17 protein-coding genes are annotated in these 17,349 nt (G+C 37.9%); 5 read left to right on the top strand and 12 right to left on the bottom strand.

What is annotated here, in order from left to right:
- The first annotated feature begins 117 nt into the window (after positions 1–117).
- Complete coding sequence (locus BVI01S_RS06085) at positions 118–903, top strand: nucleotidyltransferase domain-containing protein (RefSeq protein WP_061809629.1); 786 nt, start codon at positions 118–120, stop codon at positions 901–903.
- Positions 904–1,058: 155 nt separating this feature from the next.
- On the opposite strand, the gene BVI01S_RS06080 is transcribed toward BVI01S_RS06085, so the two are convergent.
- The 6 genes from BVI01S_RS06080 to BVI01S_RS06055 all read right to left on the bottom strand — a co-directional run bounded on the left by BVI01S_RS06080 (position 1,059) and on the right by BVI01S_RS06055 (position 6,125).
- Positions 1,059–1,778 (bottom strand): glycerophosphodiester phosphodiesterase, encoded by a 720-nt coding sequence (locus BVI01S_RS06080; protein ID WP_244886886.1) that lies wholly within the window; start codon positions 1,776–1,778, stop codon positions 1,059–1,061.
- A 362-nt stretch (positions 1,779–2,140) separates the two neighbouring features.
- Positions 2,141–2,773, bottom strand: coding sequence for a type 1 glutamine amidotransferase family protein (locus BVI01S_RS06075; protein ID WP_061809627.1), 633 nt, complete (start codon positions 2,771–2,773; stop codon positions 2,141–2,143).
- Between the two features lie 74 nt (positions 2,774–2,847).
- Positions 2,848–3,810, bottom strand: coding sequence for a helix-turn-helix transcriptional regulator (locus BVI01S_RS06070; protein WP_061809626.1), 963 nt, complete (start codon positions 3,808–3,810; stop codon positions 2,848–2,850).
- Positions 3,811–3,938: 128 nt separating this feature from the next.
- Positions 3,939–4,484 (bottom strand): GNAT family N-acetyltransferase, encoded by a 546-nt coding sequence (locus BVI01S_RS06065; protein WP_439951100.1) that lies wholly within the window; start codon positions 4,482–4,484, stop codon positions 3,939–3,941.
- Positions 4,485–4,568: 84 nt separating this feature from the next.
- A complete protein-coding gene (locus BVI01S_RS06060; RefSeq protein ID WP_061809624.1) occupies positions 4,569–5,273 on the bottom strand; it encodes an aspartate/glutamate racemase family protein in 705 nt (234 codons plus the stop codon).
- Positions 5,274–5,558: 285 nt separating this feature from the next.
- Entirely contained in the window at positions 5,559–6,125 is a 567-nt protein-coding gene (locus BVI01S_RS06055) for a CBO0543 family protein (RefSeq protein ID WP_034756521.1), read from the bottom strand.
- Between the two features lie 438 nt (positions 6,126–6,563).
- Here BVI01S_RS06055 and BVI01S_RS06050 point away from each other — a divergent pair, with 438 nt between their 5' ends.
- Both BVI01S_RS06050 and BVI01S_RS06045 read left to right on the top strand, forming a co-directional pair.
- A complete protein-coding gene (locus BVI01S_RS06050) occupies positions 6,564–7,577 on the top strand; it encodes an AraC family transcriptional regulator (protein ID WP_061809623.1) in 1,014 nt (337 codons plus the stop codon).
- Between the two features lie 37 nt (positions 7,578–7,614).
- Positions 7,615–8,409: an SDR family NAD(P)-dependent oxidoreductase gene (locus BVI01S_RS06045; RefSeq protein ID WP_061809622.1), complete on the top strand. Its 795-nt coding sequence runs from the start codon at positions 7,615–7,617 to the stop codon at positions 8,407–8,409.
- Between the two features lie 341 nt (positions 8,410–8,750).
- Here the strand turns inward: BVI01S_RS06045 and BVI01S_RS06040 are convergent, their stop codons facing one another.
- A complete protein-coding gene (locus tag BVI01S_RS06040; RefSeq protein WP_156477305.1) occupies positions 8,751–9,224 on the bottom strand; it encodes a hypothetical protein in 474 nt (157 codons plus the stop codon).
- Between the two features lie 287 nt (positions 9,225–9,511).
- Between BVI01S_RS06040 and BVI01S_RS06035 the strand changes: the two genes are divergently transcribed.
- A complete protein-coding gene (locus tag BVI01S_RS06035) occupies positions 9,512–10,750 on the top strand; it encodes an IS110 family RNA-guided transposase (RefSeq protein WP_034756507.1) in 1,239 nt (412 codons plus the stop codon).
- Positions 10,751–10,898: 148 nt separating this feature from the next.
- Here the strand turns inward: BVI01S_RS06035 and BVI01S_RS06030 are convergent, their stop codons facing one another.
- The 5 genes from BVI01S_RS06030 to pdxR all read right to left on the bottom strand — a co-directional run bounded on the left by BVI01S_RS06030 (position 10,899) and on the right by pdxR (position 16,079).
- A complete protein-coding gene (locus BVI01S_RS06030) occupies positions 10,899–11,081 on the bottom strand; it encodes a hypothetical protein (protein ID WP_034756505.1) in 183 nt (60 codons plus the stop codon).
- Positions 11,082–11,234: 153 nt separating this feature from the next.
- Positions 11,235–12,278 (bottom strand): hypothetical protein, encoded by a 1,044-nt coding sequence (locus BVI01S_RS06025; protein ID WP_034756503.1) that lies wholly within the window; start codon positions 12,276–12,278, stop codon positions 11,235–11,237.
- Positions 12,279–12,454: 176 nt separating this feature from the next.
- A complete protein-coding gene (locus tag BVI01S_RS06020) occupies positions 12,455–13,297 on the bottom strand; it encodes a tyrosine-type recombinase/integrase (RefSeq protein ID WP_061809620.1) in 843 nt (280 codons plus the stop codon).
- A 163-nt stretch (positions 13,298–13,460) separates the two neighbouring features.
- Positions 13,461–13,937 (bottom strand): GNAT family N-acetyltransferase, encoded by a 477-nt coding sequence (locus tag BVI01S_RS06015; protein WP_034756497.1) that lies wholly within the window; start codon positions 13,935–13,937, stop codon positions 13,461–13,463.
- Between the two features lie 756 nt (positions 13,938–14,693).
- Entirely contained in the window at positions 14,694–16,079 is a 1,386-nt protein-coding gene (gene pdxR / locus BVI01S_RS06010; protein WP_034756495.1) for a MocR-like pyridoxine biosynthesis transcription factor PdxR, read from the bottom strand.
- Positions 16,080–16,205: 126 nt separating this feature from the next.
- Here pdxR and BVI01S_RS06005 point away from each other — a divergent pair, with 126 nt between their 5' ends.
- Entirely contained in the window at positions 16,206–17,132 is a 927-nt protein-coding gene (locus tag BVI01S_RS06005) for a DMT family transporter (RefSeq protein ID WP_034756492.1), read from the top strand.
- The last annotated feature ends 217 nt before the right edge of the window (positions 17,133–17,349 follow it).

The raw sequence follows: 17,349 nt of genomic DNA, 5'->3' as shown, positions 1-17,349 counted from the left end.
GAACAAGTAGCCGCCCCGCTTTTGTTAGGTCAGAGCATCTTCGGCTAACGGGCAGGATAGTGAAAAAAGCAATAAAAGAAAAATTTATAAAATGACTTTTAACCAGGGGGAGATAAAATGAGACCAGATAGGGTTTTGGAGAAGGTTATAAAGAAGATTAATATTCAGAGTGAGTACAAACCTTTTGTAGAGGAGTATACAGCTAGCTTACTTTCAGAGTTCAATGGGAAGATTCACAGTATTTATATGTGTGGCTCCATTCCTAAAGGTACTGCTAAGCCATTTGAGTCTGATGCAGATTTTACAATAGTATGTGAAAGACCAGAAGATATAGATTATGATAGAGTATCATGTCTGAAGGACCAGATGTTACAGAAATATCCATTCGTAACGAAGGTTGATACGGTTATTTGTTCACTGGATGATGTAAGAAGTAAGCCCAATGAATGGGGATTTTGGATCAAGATCATCTGTGTTTGTATACATGGTACTGATATTGGTGAAGAAGTACCGCCTATTCTTATTTCACCTGAGTTCATATTAGACTTGAATTCAGACACTCAAGAGGCAGTGGAACGCGTTCGCGGTTTTCTCTCTAATGCCACTGATGACACGCTGAAATCCAGATATACCAAAGGTTACTCAAAAAAATTAATTCGTGCATTATACTCTTTGGTTTTAGAAGATACAGTGGTTTGGCAAGATGACATTTCTAAGATGAAGAATGGCATATTAGAATATTGTACTATTGATTCAGCATTAGTTGACTATCTGTATGCGTGTTACTTGGATAGTCATGTAGATGTTGAAGAATTTCTGGGGAATGCAGAAGAAGTATATCGTTATATTGAGAAGGTTTTGACTGCATTGGCTGCTTCCAGAACTACTCCTTCAGAAATATAAGTTTATCTCGTACATACTCGCTTATATGTCGCAAATAATTTATATTCCAAAACAAAGAGACTCGTCAATCGACGAATCTCTTTACTTTTTATGGCTTCTAGTTTGAGTGTCACTATTTGTTGTGCGAGCACCTCAAAACGGAACCCTTTATGTCTCTATAGATAATCCAATAACAACCCCGGATAATCAGTCATGACAACCTCTACACCCGCTTTTTTCACCAACTGAAATTCTTCCATTGTATTGATGGTAAAAACACGCAACGGAATTCCCATCTCCATGACGATTCGCCCCGTTGGCGATTGGGCGAACTCCGCCTCACAGTGGATGGCGTTGACCTGTAATGGCTTGATCCGGTCCAGAATATTTGCTGGAATCCCTTCAAAAAGGAAACCTGTCTCAATATCAGGATCAAGCTCTCTGACCCTTTTCAGACTCTCAGCATTGAATGAAGAAATAATCGTCTGTTCTTTCATTCCTTTTTCTTTGAGCAGCTCCAGGACCTTATCTTCCAACTGTGGGTAGTCGATTTGATCGTTCTTCAGTTCGATATTGATGGTTATCAACTCACGATGGGTGGTCACCACATCCAGGACCTCCTCTAGTGAAGGAATGGACTCTCCTTTGAAGGAGGGGTGAAACCAATTTCCGGCGTCATAGGTTCTGAGCTGTTCCCATGTCAAATCCTTCACATAACCGGTTCCATTCGTGGTGCGGTCGATGGTTTCATCATGGATGACGACCATCTGGCCGTCTTTTGACAGTTGTACGTCCAGTTCAATTCCGTGGGCACCTGACTCGGCTGCTGCTTTAAAGGCAGACAGTGTGTTCTCCGGAGCCTCTCCACTCACTCCGCGATGAGCAAATAGTTTCATTTTCATTACCTCTTTTCTTCGCGAACTTTGACCAGAAATATCCCTTTAAGAAGTTTCTAAAAGAGTGCCTTGTGTAATTAATATACGTATTCTTCACAAAGAAATAAGCGGAGGTTTTCCACTTACACACAGAAACATCATCCCTTATTTCATTTCTTGAGTTAATAGGCGGAATATTTCCGTCTGTTGATCAGTGACGAATATGACGTTGCTTCCGATTATTGGTGGTTGGTTACTTCATTATTACATTCCCAATCTTACGTAAATGAAACTTCCCAATAGGACTATCGTCAGGAAAGTCCAAAGTAAAAAGCCCAACTTCTCTACAAATCAAATAGAGAAATTGAGCTTTTTCAGCACCTTCATTTACTTATTGAATTCATTAACTGAAAGAAGTATTGGGGTTGATGAGTCTGATTCAGTTGATACCAGGAGTGCAATGTATCAGGCGCAAACACATCTATTTTTTTCAGTACCTTCATGGCAAATTCCAGAGGAGCTATCCCTGATGCCGTAATTAAGTTGCCATCAGCTACCGCTGGTCCCGACTCATAGAACGCTTCTCCTTTATAGTGAGGACATACCATTTTCGTGTATTCCAAATTATTACTTGTATGCTTTCGAGTATCTAAGTATCCCCTATTCGCAAGGGCCTCAACTGCACCACAAATGGCAGCCACAATCGTGCCATGCTTTAAAGCTTGGCCAGTTCTTTCAAGGATAGTTTGATGGATTTCTTCACTCCAAGTGGTCCCTCCTGGTAATATTAAAAGATCTTCCCTCTCAAGAGTCCATTCATCAAGGGACATATCCGGTTTTATGCTCAGTCCCCCCATCGTCGTAATCATTTCTTTAGTAGCACCTACTGTCATGACGTTTATAGATGCTGCGTCTTTTTTGAAATATCTTCCTGAGTTTAGTTCAGCCATTAAGTATCCGTATTCCCAGTCTGACATTGTATCAAATACATATAGAAAAGCTTTTGTAGTTTGCATCCAATTACACTCCAATCACTATTGATAGAGCCATTATAATAAAACTTCCCTGACAGGTAGCGTCAGGGAAGTCATTAAACGTGATGAAATTCTATTAATTCCGACAGAACTTCAATCATCCTTCTCTTAAGACTGATGGGCTCCATCACTTTAATCGATGTATTGTACGGTAGAAGTAAATAAGGTACATAGGTATGTATGATCTCTTTTTCAAGAAGAAACACGGCTTGATTGGGGGAACGTTCTTGTAAATAATGTCCCAAGAACCAATGCTGGCAAATATCATCCAATGCACTTTTTTCCCCCTGAAGAACCAAAGACATAATCCCTTCCTTATCTTCTAACGTTGGAAGGAGGCTTTTTATAAAGTAGTCACGTGCTGAAAAATTCTCCGGTCGGTTAAAGGTATTTTCGGTTAGCACCAGACGTTCCATTCGATCGACTCTAAAACTGCGGATATCATTTCGAAGATGACAAAATCCAATCACATACCACTTGTTATTCCAATAGATCATTCTGTACGGATCGACCAATCTTTCACTTAATGGCTGTTCGCCACTTTTATGATAAAGAATGTTGACTGAGTACCCATCCGCTACGGCCTGCTCCAAATCCTTCAAGAAAGGTTCGATAGAAGCTGAACGTAATCCACTTATGACTTCAAGACTCGTTACATGTTGGTTTACTTTTGTTTCCTGTTCTTGATTGGAGTGGTGACTTAGTTTAGAAATAGCCCGATCGAGAGCTTCCCCTCCATAATATCCTGCTTCCTCTGCAAAAACAGCCGCGTGATAAAGTGACGTTTGTTCCTCAACATCAAAGAAAAGAGGAGCCTCAACAAAATGGTTCAATAATGAGTAGCCACCGTTATGACCTGGTTCTGAAACGATCGGTACGCCACTTGTTGAAATGGTATCAATATAACGATACACCGTCCTTATATTCATCTCTAACTTTTCAGAGATTTGTTGTGCTGTCACTTTTTCACCTGAACGTAGCATCCAGAGAATGGCCAGCATATTGTCAATTTTAGGCATACAATTCCACCTCTATATAATGAGTAAACATCTTACAATTTTAATCTTATGCCAACCTTGAATGAACAGAGAAAAACGCTAAAGATCAGCTGTCCGATGGATCTTCAGCTGTAGCCCCCGTTAGCTTATTACGATTTCCATTCGTGTTCCAAAACACTGTATAGTAATGAATCTCGCCTGCCATCTTTCAATAACAAATCTTCACGCATTCTACCTTCTTTGGTCATTCCAACTTTCTCCAGCACTTTTGATGAACCTATGTTCCTTGGGTCACAAGTTGCAAATATACGATGAAGTTTACGTTCTCCAAATCCAAAATCAATTAATAGAGTGGCAACGTCTGTCGCTATCCCTTTTCCCCAATAATCTGGATTCACAATATAGCCAATTTCTCCAACTTTATTAGTAAAACTCCTTATATTTAACTCTCCAGCTCCAATCAACATTTCATCATAGATAATGGCAAAAACAAACCTTGTTCTTGGGTTTTGTGTAGAATCTTTAATCGCTTGATTTACAAAATCCTGCGAGTCTTTTTCTGTATTCGGTCCCCAAGGCTGATATTGACAAACGATCTCTTGTGATGCGTATTGATGTACACCAATCCAATCACTCATAGTAAAATCCCTTAACCATAACTTTTCATTTGAGAGACTACTATTCCTGTTTTCGATTAGAATCCCCTCCACATATCCTTTTTTACTAATTGAATAAGTGCAGTAGTTGGATCAATTTACAAATCTTCAATTATTGCCCCCCTACTTTAAATATTCTAATTTTAGAGCCGTATTTACAGCTTCAATTGCATGAATAACGGTTGTATCAAACAATGGAACTTCTGAATCATCCGGTTTAATTAACAATCCGATTTCTGTACATCCCAAGATGACTCCTTCCGCTCCTCTATCCACTAATTTTTGAATCACACTCTTAAAGTACTCCTTAGACGATTGTTCCATTTTCCCTAAACACAACTCTTCAAAAATAACGTTATTGATGGTGTTTCTTTCTTCTTTGTCTGGAACCAATACGTTAATCCCGTTAGATTGAATCCGGGATTTATAGAAATCTTGCTCCATTGTATATGCAGTCCCAAGTAAGCCAACTGTTTTCATATCGGCTCTTTGAATTTCATTTGCTGTTGCATCTGCAATATGTAGTACCGGAATGTTGATTCGCGCCTCAACATGATCAATGACTTTATGCATCGTATTTGTACAAATGACGATGAATTCTGCACCTGCTTTTTCTAAAGAGGAGGCAACTTCTCCTAATGCTCTACCCGCACTTTCCCAATCACCTTCCGCTTGATAGCGTTCAATCTCTTCAAAGTCTACGCTGTATAATAGACACTTTGCTGAATGTAACCCTCCTAATCTTTCTTTTACTTCTTCGTTGATTACTTTGTAATACTTTACTGAGGATTCCCAACTCATTCCACCTATAAGTCCAATCGTTTTCAAACTTTGTCCCCCCTGGTTTTCAAGTCCCTCTACTTAACTTTCAATACTTTATCTTCTTTGGCATACTCCATATAAAATAATGTTGTCGTATTTCAATTGTGATGGTTTCTTAATCTATCTTAAATATAAGTCCCAACCCACCTGCTTCTAAAAAACCCACGTTAACTTAATACCAATTATTCCAAAAATTTTTACTTCTTACAATGGTTTTACTCCGTCAAAAAAGAGCGCGATGTAAATAATCGCGCCCGTTACTTGAACAAATCATAGGCTCTCTTCCTTATCTCAAGAGCGATCTGATATTTTTTTAAAACTATCCATGTTGCTGAACCAATGCGCTACAAAGAAAAGGAATAGATAAATAAAAAAGTCATAAATGGTTGACCATCCTTTTGGATTGTAAAAATCAATCATGGCAAAGAAATTCATACCTATAAAAGCCCCAATGGCAGCAAATATTGAACCTTTTATAAGTGCATTGGTTCTCGGTTTTATTTGAAGTGCAAACATAATGGCAACAGGTGCTAATGAAAAATGATAGGGAAGAAATAACAGTGGAGCTACAGGTGAAAATTTCATGGGGTATGACCACAACCCATAAGACAAGGCAATAAGGTCAATTACTAATGATAAAATGATGGTTACAAACCCTCCAATAAGAAGTCTGCCTGTACTTTCCTTATTTCTAAATAGAAACCAAAGGATCCAAGGAATAATAAATAGTCCGATTCCAAACCACCATTGCCATGTAAACATAAAGGAGTGAACTACTGCTTCCGTCATCAAATCATTTACTTCGATTATCTGTTCGGTAGCTCTATTCGCTTGTTGTATTCCTTCTCTCACTGTCATTCTTCAATCCTCCTCACATGTCCCTCACATCTTAACCCCTGAATTATACGTGTGTCTTAATGGTTATCTTTTGTCATTTATTTTCCTATTATGCGTTTAACCATTTTGTAAGTGTTTTTAAGTTCTCTTTACTTTAGTGGGGAAAGAATATTCAACGACTTGGCCTGAAACAAGAAGAAAGAGCCTCAGTCCCAATGAAGGTCGAGGCTCTGAAATGATAATATTTTTGCAATAGAAGGAAGTACGGGCGCAGCTTCCCACTAACATTTGCTGTTTATTCACTTCAACAAAAGGTGTATGGCGCAAACAGTTAGTTGTATGTCGTCTTTTGCTAGTTACAAAACAACATTGGGTTGGTAATATGATAACTATCTTAATAACAGGGTAGACACAATAAAAGCTATTCAAGCTATAGATAGCTAGGGGAGAGAATGATATATGACCGCTTATACTTCTATTAAATTCCCGGCAGGATTTTGGTCGGGATTGCGTCAACTAGGGATTGCCCCCCATGAAGTGGTTCGAAGGGCTGGACTTCCACTCACTCTTATGAATGAACCAATGGTCACAACGGCCCAATATTTCTCTATTTGGGAGGCGTATTCCGATATCATAGGGGACATTGCAAAAGGAATCATTAAGCTAACGACCGGATTCGAAACAGTTCATTTTCCACCAACTGTTTTAGCAGCTTATCACGCCCGTGACTACCTCGACGCACTTACACGCATGATTCGGTATAAACGGTTGTGCCCCCCTGAAAGCTTACGTATCACAGATGAAAACGACGAATGTAGGATTGAACTCGGATGGTTGAATAGAGAGCAACCGGGTCCGCCAATGTTAGTAGGGATTACGCTTGCGTTTCTTTTAGAGTTGGGACGAAGGGGAACGGGCCACCCGTTGACTGCGAAGTCCGTTGAATTTTCACCTTTAATGGGCGACGTTCAGTCGCTTGAAACCTACTTCGGGTGCCAGGTCCAAGTCGGTGGAAGTCGTAACAGATTGACGCTCCATAAAAAGGACCTTCGCCGCCCTTTTGTCTCTTATAACGCAGAATTGCTTGAAATCCTGACACCCGCATTGGACCAATCCATTGATAAGCAGCAACCTGGCCACTCAATTATCGAGAGGGTCAAGTGGATTACGAAACGTAGCCTGCCGGGAGGACTTTCCAACATCCAGACTGTCGCAGCTGAGTTAGGAATGAGCAATCGAACCTTGCAGCGCCGTCTTCATGGTGAAGGGACGAGCTTTCAACAGCTGTTATCACAAGTCCGACAAGAACTGGCACGGGAGTACTTAGCAGATCCTTCACTTGATATAGGCGAAGTGGCTTTCCTGATTGGTTATGAGGATCAAAACTCGTTCTATCGCGCTTTTCGGCTTTGGGAGGGAGATACGCCCTCCAATTGGCGTACTGTACATGTAGGTGTTAACTCTATAAACTGACCTTATTTTTAACTAAAACGAAAAGGAGAAATACATGATGGAAATGGGACTAACCAATAAAACAGCTTTAGTTACAGGTTCAACTAAAGGTATAGGCAAAGCAATTGCTATTGAACTTGCAAATGAAGGGGTTAATGTCCTTATTAATGGCCGTCATTATGAGGAGGTAGAGAACATTGTAAATGAAATTAAATCAAATTTCCCTCCAACCTCTCCTCAAAATGCTGCAGCCGATATTGTGGATAATGAACAACGAGAGAATTTATTCAAAAAGCATCCCGACATTGATATTTTAGTTAACAATATGGGTATCTATGAAATCATGCAATATGAGGACGTAGACGATGAAATATGGGAAAACTACTTCCGCACCAATGTTCTTGCTGCAAATGGTTTATCTAAATTTTATCTCCCAAAAATGTTGAACAATGAGTTTGGCCGGATTATCTTTATAGCAAGTGAAGAAGCCGTTATGCCTTCAGGACAAATGCCTCAGTATTGTATGACAAAATCAATGCTCTTATCATTGTCAAAAAGCTTATCTAAATTAACAGTTGGGAAAGATGTCACGGTTAACACGATCATGCCAGGACCAACCCTCTCTGAAAATGTTCATCAAATCATCGACGGTATGTACGATAGGAAAGACATGACCTTTTCAGAGAAAGAGAAGGAATTTATGACTTCAAACCTACCTCAATCTGAGATACAAAGATTTATCAGACCTACTGAAATAGGAAGACTTACTACATTCGTCTGTAGCCCTTATGCATCGGCATTTAAAGGGTCCCCAATCCGTATGGACGGTGGGCTAATTCCGACTATCTTTTAAAGGGGTTGTCTTTGTTCTAGAATATCAGCAAAATTAGAAAAAAGATTCATTCAAACGTTGGCTTTATTGCTTAATATGGAATAGATAGTGACAATTTACTTAACGAGACAATAAAGCAGTAGTGATTGTAAAAGCGGTGGCTCCTTTGAGTAAATTTTCATTACATATTGAGGATGTAGCGATTTGTGTAAAGTATTTATTTTTCCTTTCATCTGCAATTTATTTGGACAGAAGATGCCTTTTACCTTGCCGCTGCTTTGATTTCAACTAAACTTGAAGAAGGGCAGTAGCCGGCGATCAATTAGCTGATCTTCAGTTATTGCCCTTTTGTTTAATAAGTTCTAAAATGTAAGCTCAAACAATTGCTTCATATCATCTAATAATCCCTCCTTCGTTTTAACTGTAATTAAAGGAGGTTTTTGTGGGGAATTAAAATCAGTGTACGGAAAAATGAAGGTTCCGTTTTCCAGGGCATAAAAAGCGAACGGTGCTTGTTTACCCGATTCGATATTCTTGCCTTCTGAAAATACAAACATATATGTGTTAGAAGCTTTCATCTTTTCCATTGTTTCTTCCGAGCTGATTTTTTCGACTTCAAGACCTTCTATCATAGCCAAAACTTGTTCTATTTTTTTCTTATCATTCACTACCTTCGTCAACTCTTCAGAAGATGTATCGTCTTCAACTTTTTGAATAAATAATGAACTCGCTTTATCTTTATTCTCTATTTCTTTAACCTGTTCACTATTCGAACAGCCACACAATATAAACACAAGAATTGTTAGAAATAAAAATAGTCTCTTAATTTTTACCACGCCTCATTTTTTCTTCCATTATCCTGCCCTTTCGTATTATAAGGTTGACCAGAATTCTAGATATTTCTGGTTGACCTTTTTTTATATGGTCTTATTATAACAGTAGCCAGGGTAGAACGTCCCTGCCCATGGGACTTAGATCCCGTCAGTTAAACCGTTCACCCCCTACTCGTAGAAACATGTTTGAGGCTGGTTGGGACAAAGATCTCGTATAACAAGCGAAGCTATGATACTACTAGGAGGAAATAGGGGCTACTGGCAAGTTGAATTTGAGGAGGAGATTGAGAATGAATCCAGTCATAGGTCTGGATGTTTCAAAAGGAGAAAGTGAGGTTCAGGCCTTTTTAGATAAGGGCAAACCTTACGGTAAAAGTTTTAGTATTAAGCATGATCTTAATGGTCTAGGAAAGTTACTTGAGTTTTTGGAAGGTGTCAAAGACAAAACCGGTATCCAACCTTCGGTTATCTTAGAATCATCTACAGGACATTATCACGCACCAGTGGTTCAGTATCTGGAGCAGCATAACTATTTATTAATCATCGTAAATCCGTTGATTTCTCACAGAGCTAAAAGCTCTAGTTTACGAAAAGTTAAAACGGATGCCATCGATGCCTATCGTCTCTGTGAGCTTTACTACAAAGAGGATTTAGAACCCTATGAAAGACGCGGCATTCAGCTCTTGAACCTGCGTAATCTCACACGACAGCATGAAAATATTACTGGGATATATGTTCAAACTAAGCTTCAATTCCAAGCAGTGCTGGATCAAATCTTTCCTGAGTATAAAGGGGTTTTTGGTGATTTACATTCCGTTGTGTCTTTGCTTGTTTTAAAGGAATTTCCCGCATCAGAAGATATTCTGGCTGTTGGTGAAGATATGTTGGCCGATAAAATCAAGGAATTCTGTAAGAGTCGCTCTAAGAGATGGGCAGAAGAAAAAGCTCGAGATCTTAAGCAAGCTGCAGCGCGGAATCCATTTAAAAAGACGCTTTATCAGAGTCATTTACTGAGTCTAAGTATGTATATTGATATGCTTCTTCAATACAAAGAGCATCTATCCAAGATGGAGTCAGAGATAGACGCTCTCGCAAAAGAAGTTGAAGAATATAAGATTATCCAATCTATCCCTGGTATCGGAGAAAAAATCGCGGCAACGATCATTTCTGAAATTGGTGAGATAGACCGGTTTAATCACCCTAAAAAGCTTGTAGCGTTCGCTGGGGTTGATCCTGAAGTGTTTGAATCAGGTAAGTTTAAAGCTACTCTCGTTCGAATTACAAAACGTGGTTCAAGCAGATTAAGGCACGCCTTATATATGGCTGTTCGCTCTGGTATTCGTGACTGTCGCAAGAAAAAAACAACAGATGAAATCATCCCTAGAAACAAGAGATTGAGAGCTTTTTATGATAAGAAGCGTGAGGAAGGAAAACTTTATAAAGTCGCCGTCATTGCTTGTGTAAATAAGCTCTTACATTGGATCTATGCCATATTAAAAAACAGAACCACTTTCCAAGATATAGCCTAATTAAGATTTCCAGCTAAATAAGACAAAACCTTCCAAACAAGGGTAAGTGGAAGGTTATTTGGCATGCATATTTTCAGTATAACATGAGTTATTTTAAGTTTTTATAGAAAAATGTTGACAAACTATTAGCTGGTTTAGCTGAAGATGTTCAAATCTCTGTATCTCTTTTACGTCCTTCCTTTGAACCCCAATCTTTTAATGCTAAAGCAAAAACTCCGCCTCCTAGAAAGGAAAAAGCGAAATCAAGATTTCCACTTGGTCCAACAAAACCTAATACAAAAAATATAAAACTCATAATAAATAAAACGACTATTACCTTTCTTGTACTCATTGCAGCACAACCCCTTTTACTACATTAAATTCTTCTTAAATAATAGACGAATGTTAATCTTGTTTAGTTTCTGCTTATTCTGTTAGACTGCCCTTTTATGGATTAAGCATTGAATATCTCAATTTTGAAAAACATGGTTATATAAGTTGAAAATTATAGATATATGGAAATATCTTTGTACTTGTTTGATTTTAAAATTCGATTATAGACAAAAACTCTGAGACTTAGGGCGACCTCTAACGCATTATCTACTTCCTCAAATGAAGGATTATATCCAGAATGTATAATTCTGTTCCTGATCATATAACAGTATTTAAACCACTTTCCAACATCATTTCTTATATTTTGAATATCCCAAGATCCTCCTATTCTCTTAGAAAACTCTCTTTTCACCATGGTAATAAAGTTAGTGTCTTCTTGGAATTTTTCAATCTCCTCTAATGTTAATTCTTCAATTTTCAAAAATTCACTCATTGTAGTCCTCAAGAAGGTTTCAATGCTTGTTTGAGTATTTATTATTGTTTCTTTATAGAATCCTTGCTTGAAATTTCTCTTTGCAGTTAACATTAATTCTTGAGAAAGAATAAAAGGATTAATGTTATCTTTTACCACAACAGCATACTCTGCTACCTCGCTCTGGGTATTAAAATCTAAAAGTTCCTTCTTATGTTCTATGTTAAGGTGCAACGTAAATAACCCATTTTCAATATGTTTGAAACTATTTCCTTCAATATTTACCTTTCTAAAAACACATATAGGCTCCAACATTTCTTTTGAAATTTTATAGACGTCATTATCTTTTTTCTTTATTAAATAGGCAATAATAAGATCATTTAGCCCCTCCAATAAAGTATTAAATATCTCGGATAAAACTTTCTCAGTCATATAATAATAAGTTTTAGCTGTAAAGTAGGACATTTCAACTCTTGTTTCATAATATTCAATTTCATGTGATGATACCAAACTCCCCCCCGTGTATTTTTTTTCGTTTATATGATTTGTTAGAGTAAAAGACAAAATTGAATCGTTTTCGGAAAATGATATGATTGAGTTGTCTTGAAAGGGTAACTGAAAAGGTAGAAAAACAGAAAATTGAATAAGATGTTTTATATTTTTAACACTGTACCTTTTTTCAAAGACGGGTAGATACTGTTGTAGAAAAGTTTCTTCGTCTATTATAAAGGGGTTTGTTTCCATGTATTTCATGCCTCCACAAAATTCTAGTATTCATAGCATACAATCGCTCTTAAATAATTAAATACATGATAACAATTTTACCATAAACAACCAATGCTTTTATTCCCTAATTCCATTAAATGGCCCAATACAAGAAGAAAGAGCCTCAAACCCACTGAGGGTCGAAGCTCTGAATTTCAAAAATACTTACAATAGAAGTCCTGACGCAGTTTTCCACTAAGTTGAGCATAGATTTTTGTCGTCTCACTTTTCTCATGTCCCAAAAGGCTTTGGATCACTTCCAGAGGTGCGCCGTTATTAATTAAATGAGTTGCATAACTATGTCTTAACTGATGAGGGTGAATGCTCTTTTTTATACCTGCTCGCTTAGAAACCCGTTTTATAATGTATCGAATCATATCAATACTCATCCGATGTTTGGGTTTTCTCTCTGTAACGAATAGGCAATCCTCTTGATCGTCCCGTTCATCCAAGTACCGTTTCAACCAGAGGGAGCAGCGAGTATTAAAATACACTTCCCTCTCCTTGTCACCTTTTCCATGAACAATTACAGAGTTGGCTGAGAAGTTGATGTCTTCCCGGTTAAGTTTAACAATTTCCCCTATCCGGCAGCCTGTCGAATAAAAAAATTCAAACAAGGCATTTTCCAAGGAGCTTTCGCAAGATTCCCTTAGATGTTCAATTTCCAGCTCCGTAAGAAACTTAGGGAATCTTTTTCCTATTTTTGGTTCCTTTAACTTAGCAGCTGGATTATTCGGAAGATGTCCCTCATCATGAATCCACTTAAAAAGGGATCTGATGCATCGGACACGATGCCCCATGCTCGCCGGCTTTAAATGGTCTCCTGAATTGATTAGGTAACTTTTCAAAGCGTCGGTTGTAAAGTTATTAATACTAATATCACCAAAGTGTTTTAACAGAAGAGTATATTGAAAACAATAAGCTTTCAACGTTAATGGAGAATACCCTTCAATCTTCTTATCTAGCTGATATTTCACCCAGGCTTCGGAAAGTTTCATTATTCATCATCTCCTACAAGGCTGGCAACCAAGTAAACTTTGGTTCTAGTATGCCCATTCAGAAGATGGTTTATACAAAGCTATTAAATAAGTGATCCTTTTTGTAGGAACACCTTAATGGCCACTGATCTTACATTAGCGGCCCCGATTGTTGAATAAGACTTTATAGATTCTTTTCTAAACAGTAGTGTGGTTTCCCTTCGAAAATTATTTCTTTAAATTTATTAAAACCAAGCCTGGTCCAAAACAAAATTCCTTTCTCATTCTCCTTATGGACTGCCAATCGTAATTTTTTCTTTCCTTCTTTTCTAATAAGGTCTTCTAATTGTTGAAATACCCCCAGTGAATTTCCTCCCCCTTGAAATTGCTTATGAATTACAAATAAACTAATCCAAGGAGTATTATCAGAGGGATTATTTATACAATAATCGACTAATCCTATGTAATTATTCCCCTGCTTGATTAACAATCGAGTAGTATTTAACTTTTTGGATTCTTCATACTCAGATAGGATATCAACGTAGTTAATAGTGCTTTTATTTTTAGACATCTGATTATAGGAAGAGTTTGAATTCATAATTTCTAATTCAATCTTCCATTTATTTATTTCGTTAGTTTCAAAAGTAATCACTTTAAACACCCTTACCTTCTTCAATCTTAACCAATGCTACGCGATACTCACTCAACAGGGCGGCTGCTTATTCAGCAAACGCCCCCTTTCGGAAGATTCCAATACCTATTATGTTTGATCTATTCGTATTTGCCAAAAAAAGTTATAATGAATTTTCAATAACCCACTTCCCTAGAATATATCCAAATGAAAGGGATAAAAAGCCAAAAATAACATAAAAACTATATTTTAAAAATGGGTGATTCTTTATAATATCTCTCATCCATATCCTCCTAAATGCTGCCCTCTTTCTATTTTAAAGAACATCTTTCTGGCGAAACACTTTTGGTTTTTTGATGCACTACAAAAGCTAGAAAGCCAAAATTACATGCGTTTAACAATTGAATAAAAGGAAGTACTTCCCCCTTGCTGATAAAAACACTATAGAAAAATGAAAGTATAAAATAACAACTTATAAAAATCAATAAATATTTTAGCTTATTCATATCTAAATTCCTTTCAATATAAACTTTGCTACCTTAATTTTGCCAGGAACTCTATCTGAGTTCACCCACAACCCCTTTTCTTGAACAAGCTAGGTTCGGCTGCTTGTTCAGCAAACGCACCCGATAGTTTAAGTACAATTCTTCACAAAATTAGTTTTATTACAGGAATGCTGCCCCGTTTGTTTAATAAGAATTTCAGCAAAAAGGTGCCTTAATCCTTCCTAGATCAACGCACCCATTAGTTTAAGTCCATTTCTTCACAAACTTCTTTTTAGGGGTGCTACCCTCCCCATGCTTTTGCCAACGAGTGAACTCCTGAAAATATCTCTTCCTCAGATAATACTGCAAAACCCAATAGAATGGTTCGATCGTCACTTAAACCGTAATCTGATACAGGATAAACTTTGATATCATATTTAGCAGCCTGTTCAATAAGCTCTTTTTCCACCATACCGTTATTCATGCGGACTAAAAGATGCAATCCAGAATCCTGGCCAATGATTTCAATTGAATTTGGGAAATGAGTCGAAAGCGCTGTGATGAGTGCATCTCTCTTTTTTTTGTAAACAATCCGCATTTTGTTAATATGTTTTTTCCAGCTGCCTTCCTGCATGAATCTTTTGATGATCTCCTGGTCAAGCCGAGACACAGACTGAACGAAGTGAAAGTAATGTTCATGGTACTTTTCCATTAACAGTTTGGGAAGAACGATATAAGCCATGCGCAGGGACGGTAGCAACGCTTTTGAAAATGTACCCATATAGATTACTTTTTCATCGGAATCCAGACTTTGTAATGCAGGGATGGGTTTGCCTGAATAACGAAATTCACTGTCATAATCATCCTCGACGATGTATCTTCCCTTTTTTTCCTTAGCCCAGCTCAGCAACTGCTTACGCCTTGATATCGACATTATCATTCCACAAGGAAATTGGTGTGACGGAGTAACAAAAGCAATATTAGCGCCACTTTCCTTTAAGCTGGTTATGCTGATCCCTTCATTATCAAGCGGAATTCCCTTCACATTTTCAGGTCCTTTTTCGAAGGTTACAAGTCTTTTATGGTACCCGGGGTCTTCAACGGCATACAAGCTTCCCTTTAATAACTTAAACAAAAGTTGTATTAGTGTTGGTGTTCCTGACCCAATGATTATCTGGCTCGGCGCTGTCCGGACGCCACGGGATTCGTACAGATAGGAGGCAATTTCTTCACGCAGCTCAAATTCTCCCTGAGGATGCCCAATCGTCAACAAATGTTTACTCTCACTCTTCAAAACATCATTTGCTATTTTTCGAAAAACAGCAAAAGGAAATGAATGATGATCAACTCCTGTTTGAGTGAAATCAAAAGTGACGTCGCTTTTAAAGATTTTTTCCTTGATATAATCGGAATTTTTTTCAGCATGGGAAAATGTTGGCTGAATTTCGCAGACAAAATACCCTTTTCGTGGGATTCCCTCAATATATCCTTCGGCAACAAGCTGGTCGTACGATGCCTCTACAGTGTTTTGGCTCACGTTTAAATACCAAGAAAGTTTTCGTTTGGAAGGAAGCTTAGTATTTGGCCTAAGCATCCTTTTATCAATCTCTTGCTTGATATAGTTATATAACTGTACATATTGAGGTTCTTTACTATACGAATCAAGTTTTGGTGTTAATTCATACATCCATCTGACTCCCTTCCGATAATAAAAACTGGCCCTACAAACCATGCCAGCCTCTTATTATAATGCATCTATGGAAACATTCCTAATAATTACTATTAAAAAACTATCAGCAGGGAGGCAATCATTATGAAAACAACCCGATATGTCGGACTTTTGATGATAATTAGTGGAGCAGCATTATGGGGTCTCTCCGGACCAATGATCCAGTGGCTTTTTCAAAATAGCGAATTATCTCTGAATAATTTCCTTGTTGTACGATTAATTATGGCTGGAATCTTCACTCTGGGACTGTTGCATTTCACTCAAAAAAACATTTTTGGCATCTGGAAGGATCGTCGTTCTTGGATTCAACTCATGATTTTTGGTGTGTTGGGAATGCTTGGAGCCCAGTACTTTTTTATAGAAACCATCCGTGAAAGTAATGCAGTGACAGCAGTACTATTCCAATTTCTCGGTCCCGTTTTCATTACCATTTATGTAGCATGGCAGACAAAAAAACTACCAACAATGTTGCAATTTCTAGCTGTGATTGCAGCCTTAGCCGGAACCGTTCTCCTGATTACAAATGGCTCAATGGAAAATGTCATGCTATCGAAAAGGGCCATTATTCTTGGTCTGCTAACTACACTTGGTTTTACTTTCTATACACTCCATCCTGTCTCATTGATCAAGGAGTGGGGAACCTCGGTCATCATTGGCTGGGGTATGTTAATTGGCGGCATTGTGCTGTTAATTTTCAAGCATGATTTTAGCGTTGTACAATTGGCCCAAACCTTAACACTTCATACATTTTCGATGATGCTTCTGGTAATTATCTGCGGCACGGTTTCTTTTATACTCTATATTGGCAGTCTGAATTATTTAAGCGCCACTGAAACAAGTTTATTATCCAGTATCGAACCTCTAGTTGCTGCAATTGTGTCTATCGTTTGGTTAAATGTGGGGTTTGGTGCTACTCAACTATTAGGCGGATTTTTTATCGTTGCTGCTGTTGTCATCCTATCATTCCCGGATAGTCAAAATAGGGAAAAACAATTGCAGACATATATGTAAGCATGTCCTGAAGGGGAAACCGCTGGGACAACACCCCCTAGAAAGGGTTATGTGGTCATTCTACGACTTAACTGATATAAAATGGTGTGAAGTATTAAAAGATTCTAACCAAGAAGTGAAAGGTGCCATCAACCATAACCTTACTTCTGGTATCAATGAAGTAAAAAAAGACGACCCCTGTACGATACTAACGGGTTCTCTTTTGAAGTACAAAATA

The sequence above is a fragment of the Rossellomorea vietnamensis NBRC 101237 genome, from assembly GCF_001591825.1.
GTDB classification, from domain to species: Bacteria; Bacillota; Bacilli; order Bacillales; family Bacillaceae_B; genus Rossellomorea; species Rossellomorea vietnamensis.
Note: the sequence above shows the minus strand (reverse complement) of the source record. Positions and strands in the feature narration are given on the sequence as shown.

Excerpts from the sequence above, each read along its gene's own strand:
- BVI01S_RS06045 (WP_061809622.1), top strand. The coding sequence starts at position 7,615 with ATGGAAATGGGACTAACCAATAAAACAGCTTTAGTTACAGGTTCAACT.
- BVI01S_RS06080 (WP_244886886.1), bottom strand. The coding sequence starts at position 1,778 with ATGAAACTATTTGCTCATCGCGGAGTGAGTGGAGAGGCTCCGGAGAAC.
- BVI01S_RS06030 (WP_034756505.1), bottom strand. The coding sequence starts at position 11,081 with ATGAGTACAAGAAAGGTAATAGTCGTTTTATTTATTATGAGTTTTATA.
- BVI01S_RS06055 (WP_034756521.1), bottom strand. The coding sequence starts at position 6,125 with ATGACAGTGAGAGAAGGAATACAACAAGCGAATAGAGCTACCGAACAG.
- BVI01S_RS06020 (WP_061809620.1), bottom strand. The coding sequence starts at position 13,297 with ATGAAACTTTCCGAAGCCTGGGTGAAATATCAGCTAGATAAGAAGATT.
- BVI01S_RS06005 (WP_034756492.1), top strand. The coding sequence starts at position 16,206 with ATGAAAACAACCCGATATGTCGGACTTTTGATGATAATTAGTGGAGCA.
- BVI01S_RS06035 (WP_034756507.1), top strand. The coding sequence starts at position 9,512 with ATGAATCCAGTCATAGGTCTGGATGTTTCAAAAGGAGAAAGTGAGGTT.
- BVI01S_RS06070 (WP_061809626.1), bottom strand. The coding sequence starts at position 3,810 with ATGCCTAAAATTGACAATATGCTGGCCATTCTCTGGATGCTACGTTCA.
- pdxR (WP_034756495.1), bottom strand. The coding sequence starts at position 16,079 with ATGTATGAATTAACACCAAAACTTGATTCGTATAGTAAAGAACCTCAA.
- BVI01S_RS06085 (WP_061809629.1), top strand. The coding sequence starts at position 118 with ATGAGACCAGATAGGGTTTTGGAGAAGGTTATAAAGAAGATTAATATT.
- BVI01S_RS06025 (WP_034756503.1), bottom strand. The coding sequence starts at position 12,278 with ATGGAAACAAACCCCTTTATAATAGACGAAGAAACTTTTCTACAACAG.
- BVI01S_RS06075 (WP_061809627.1), bottom strand. The coding sequence starts at position 2,773 with ATGCAAACTACAAAAGCTTTTCTATATGTATTTGATACAATGTCAGAC.
- BVI01S_RS06050 (WP_061809623.1), top strand. The coding sequence starts at position 6,564 with ATGACCGCTTATACTTCTATTAAATTCCCGGCAGGATTTTGGTCGGGA.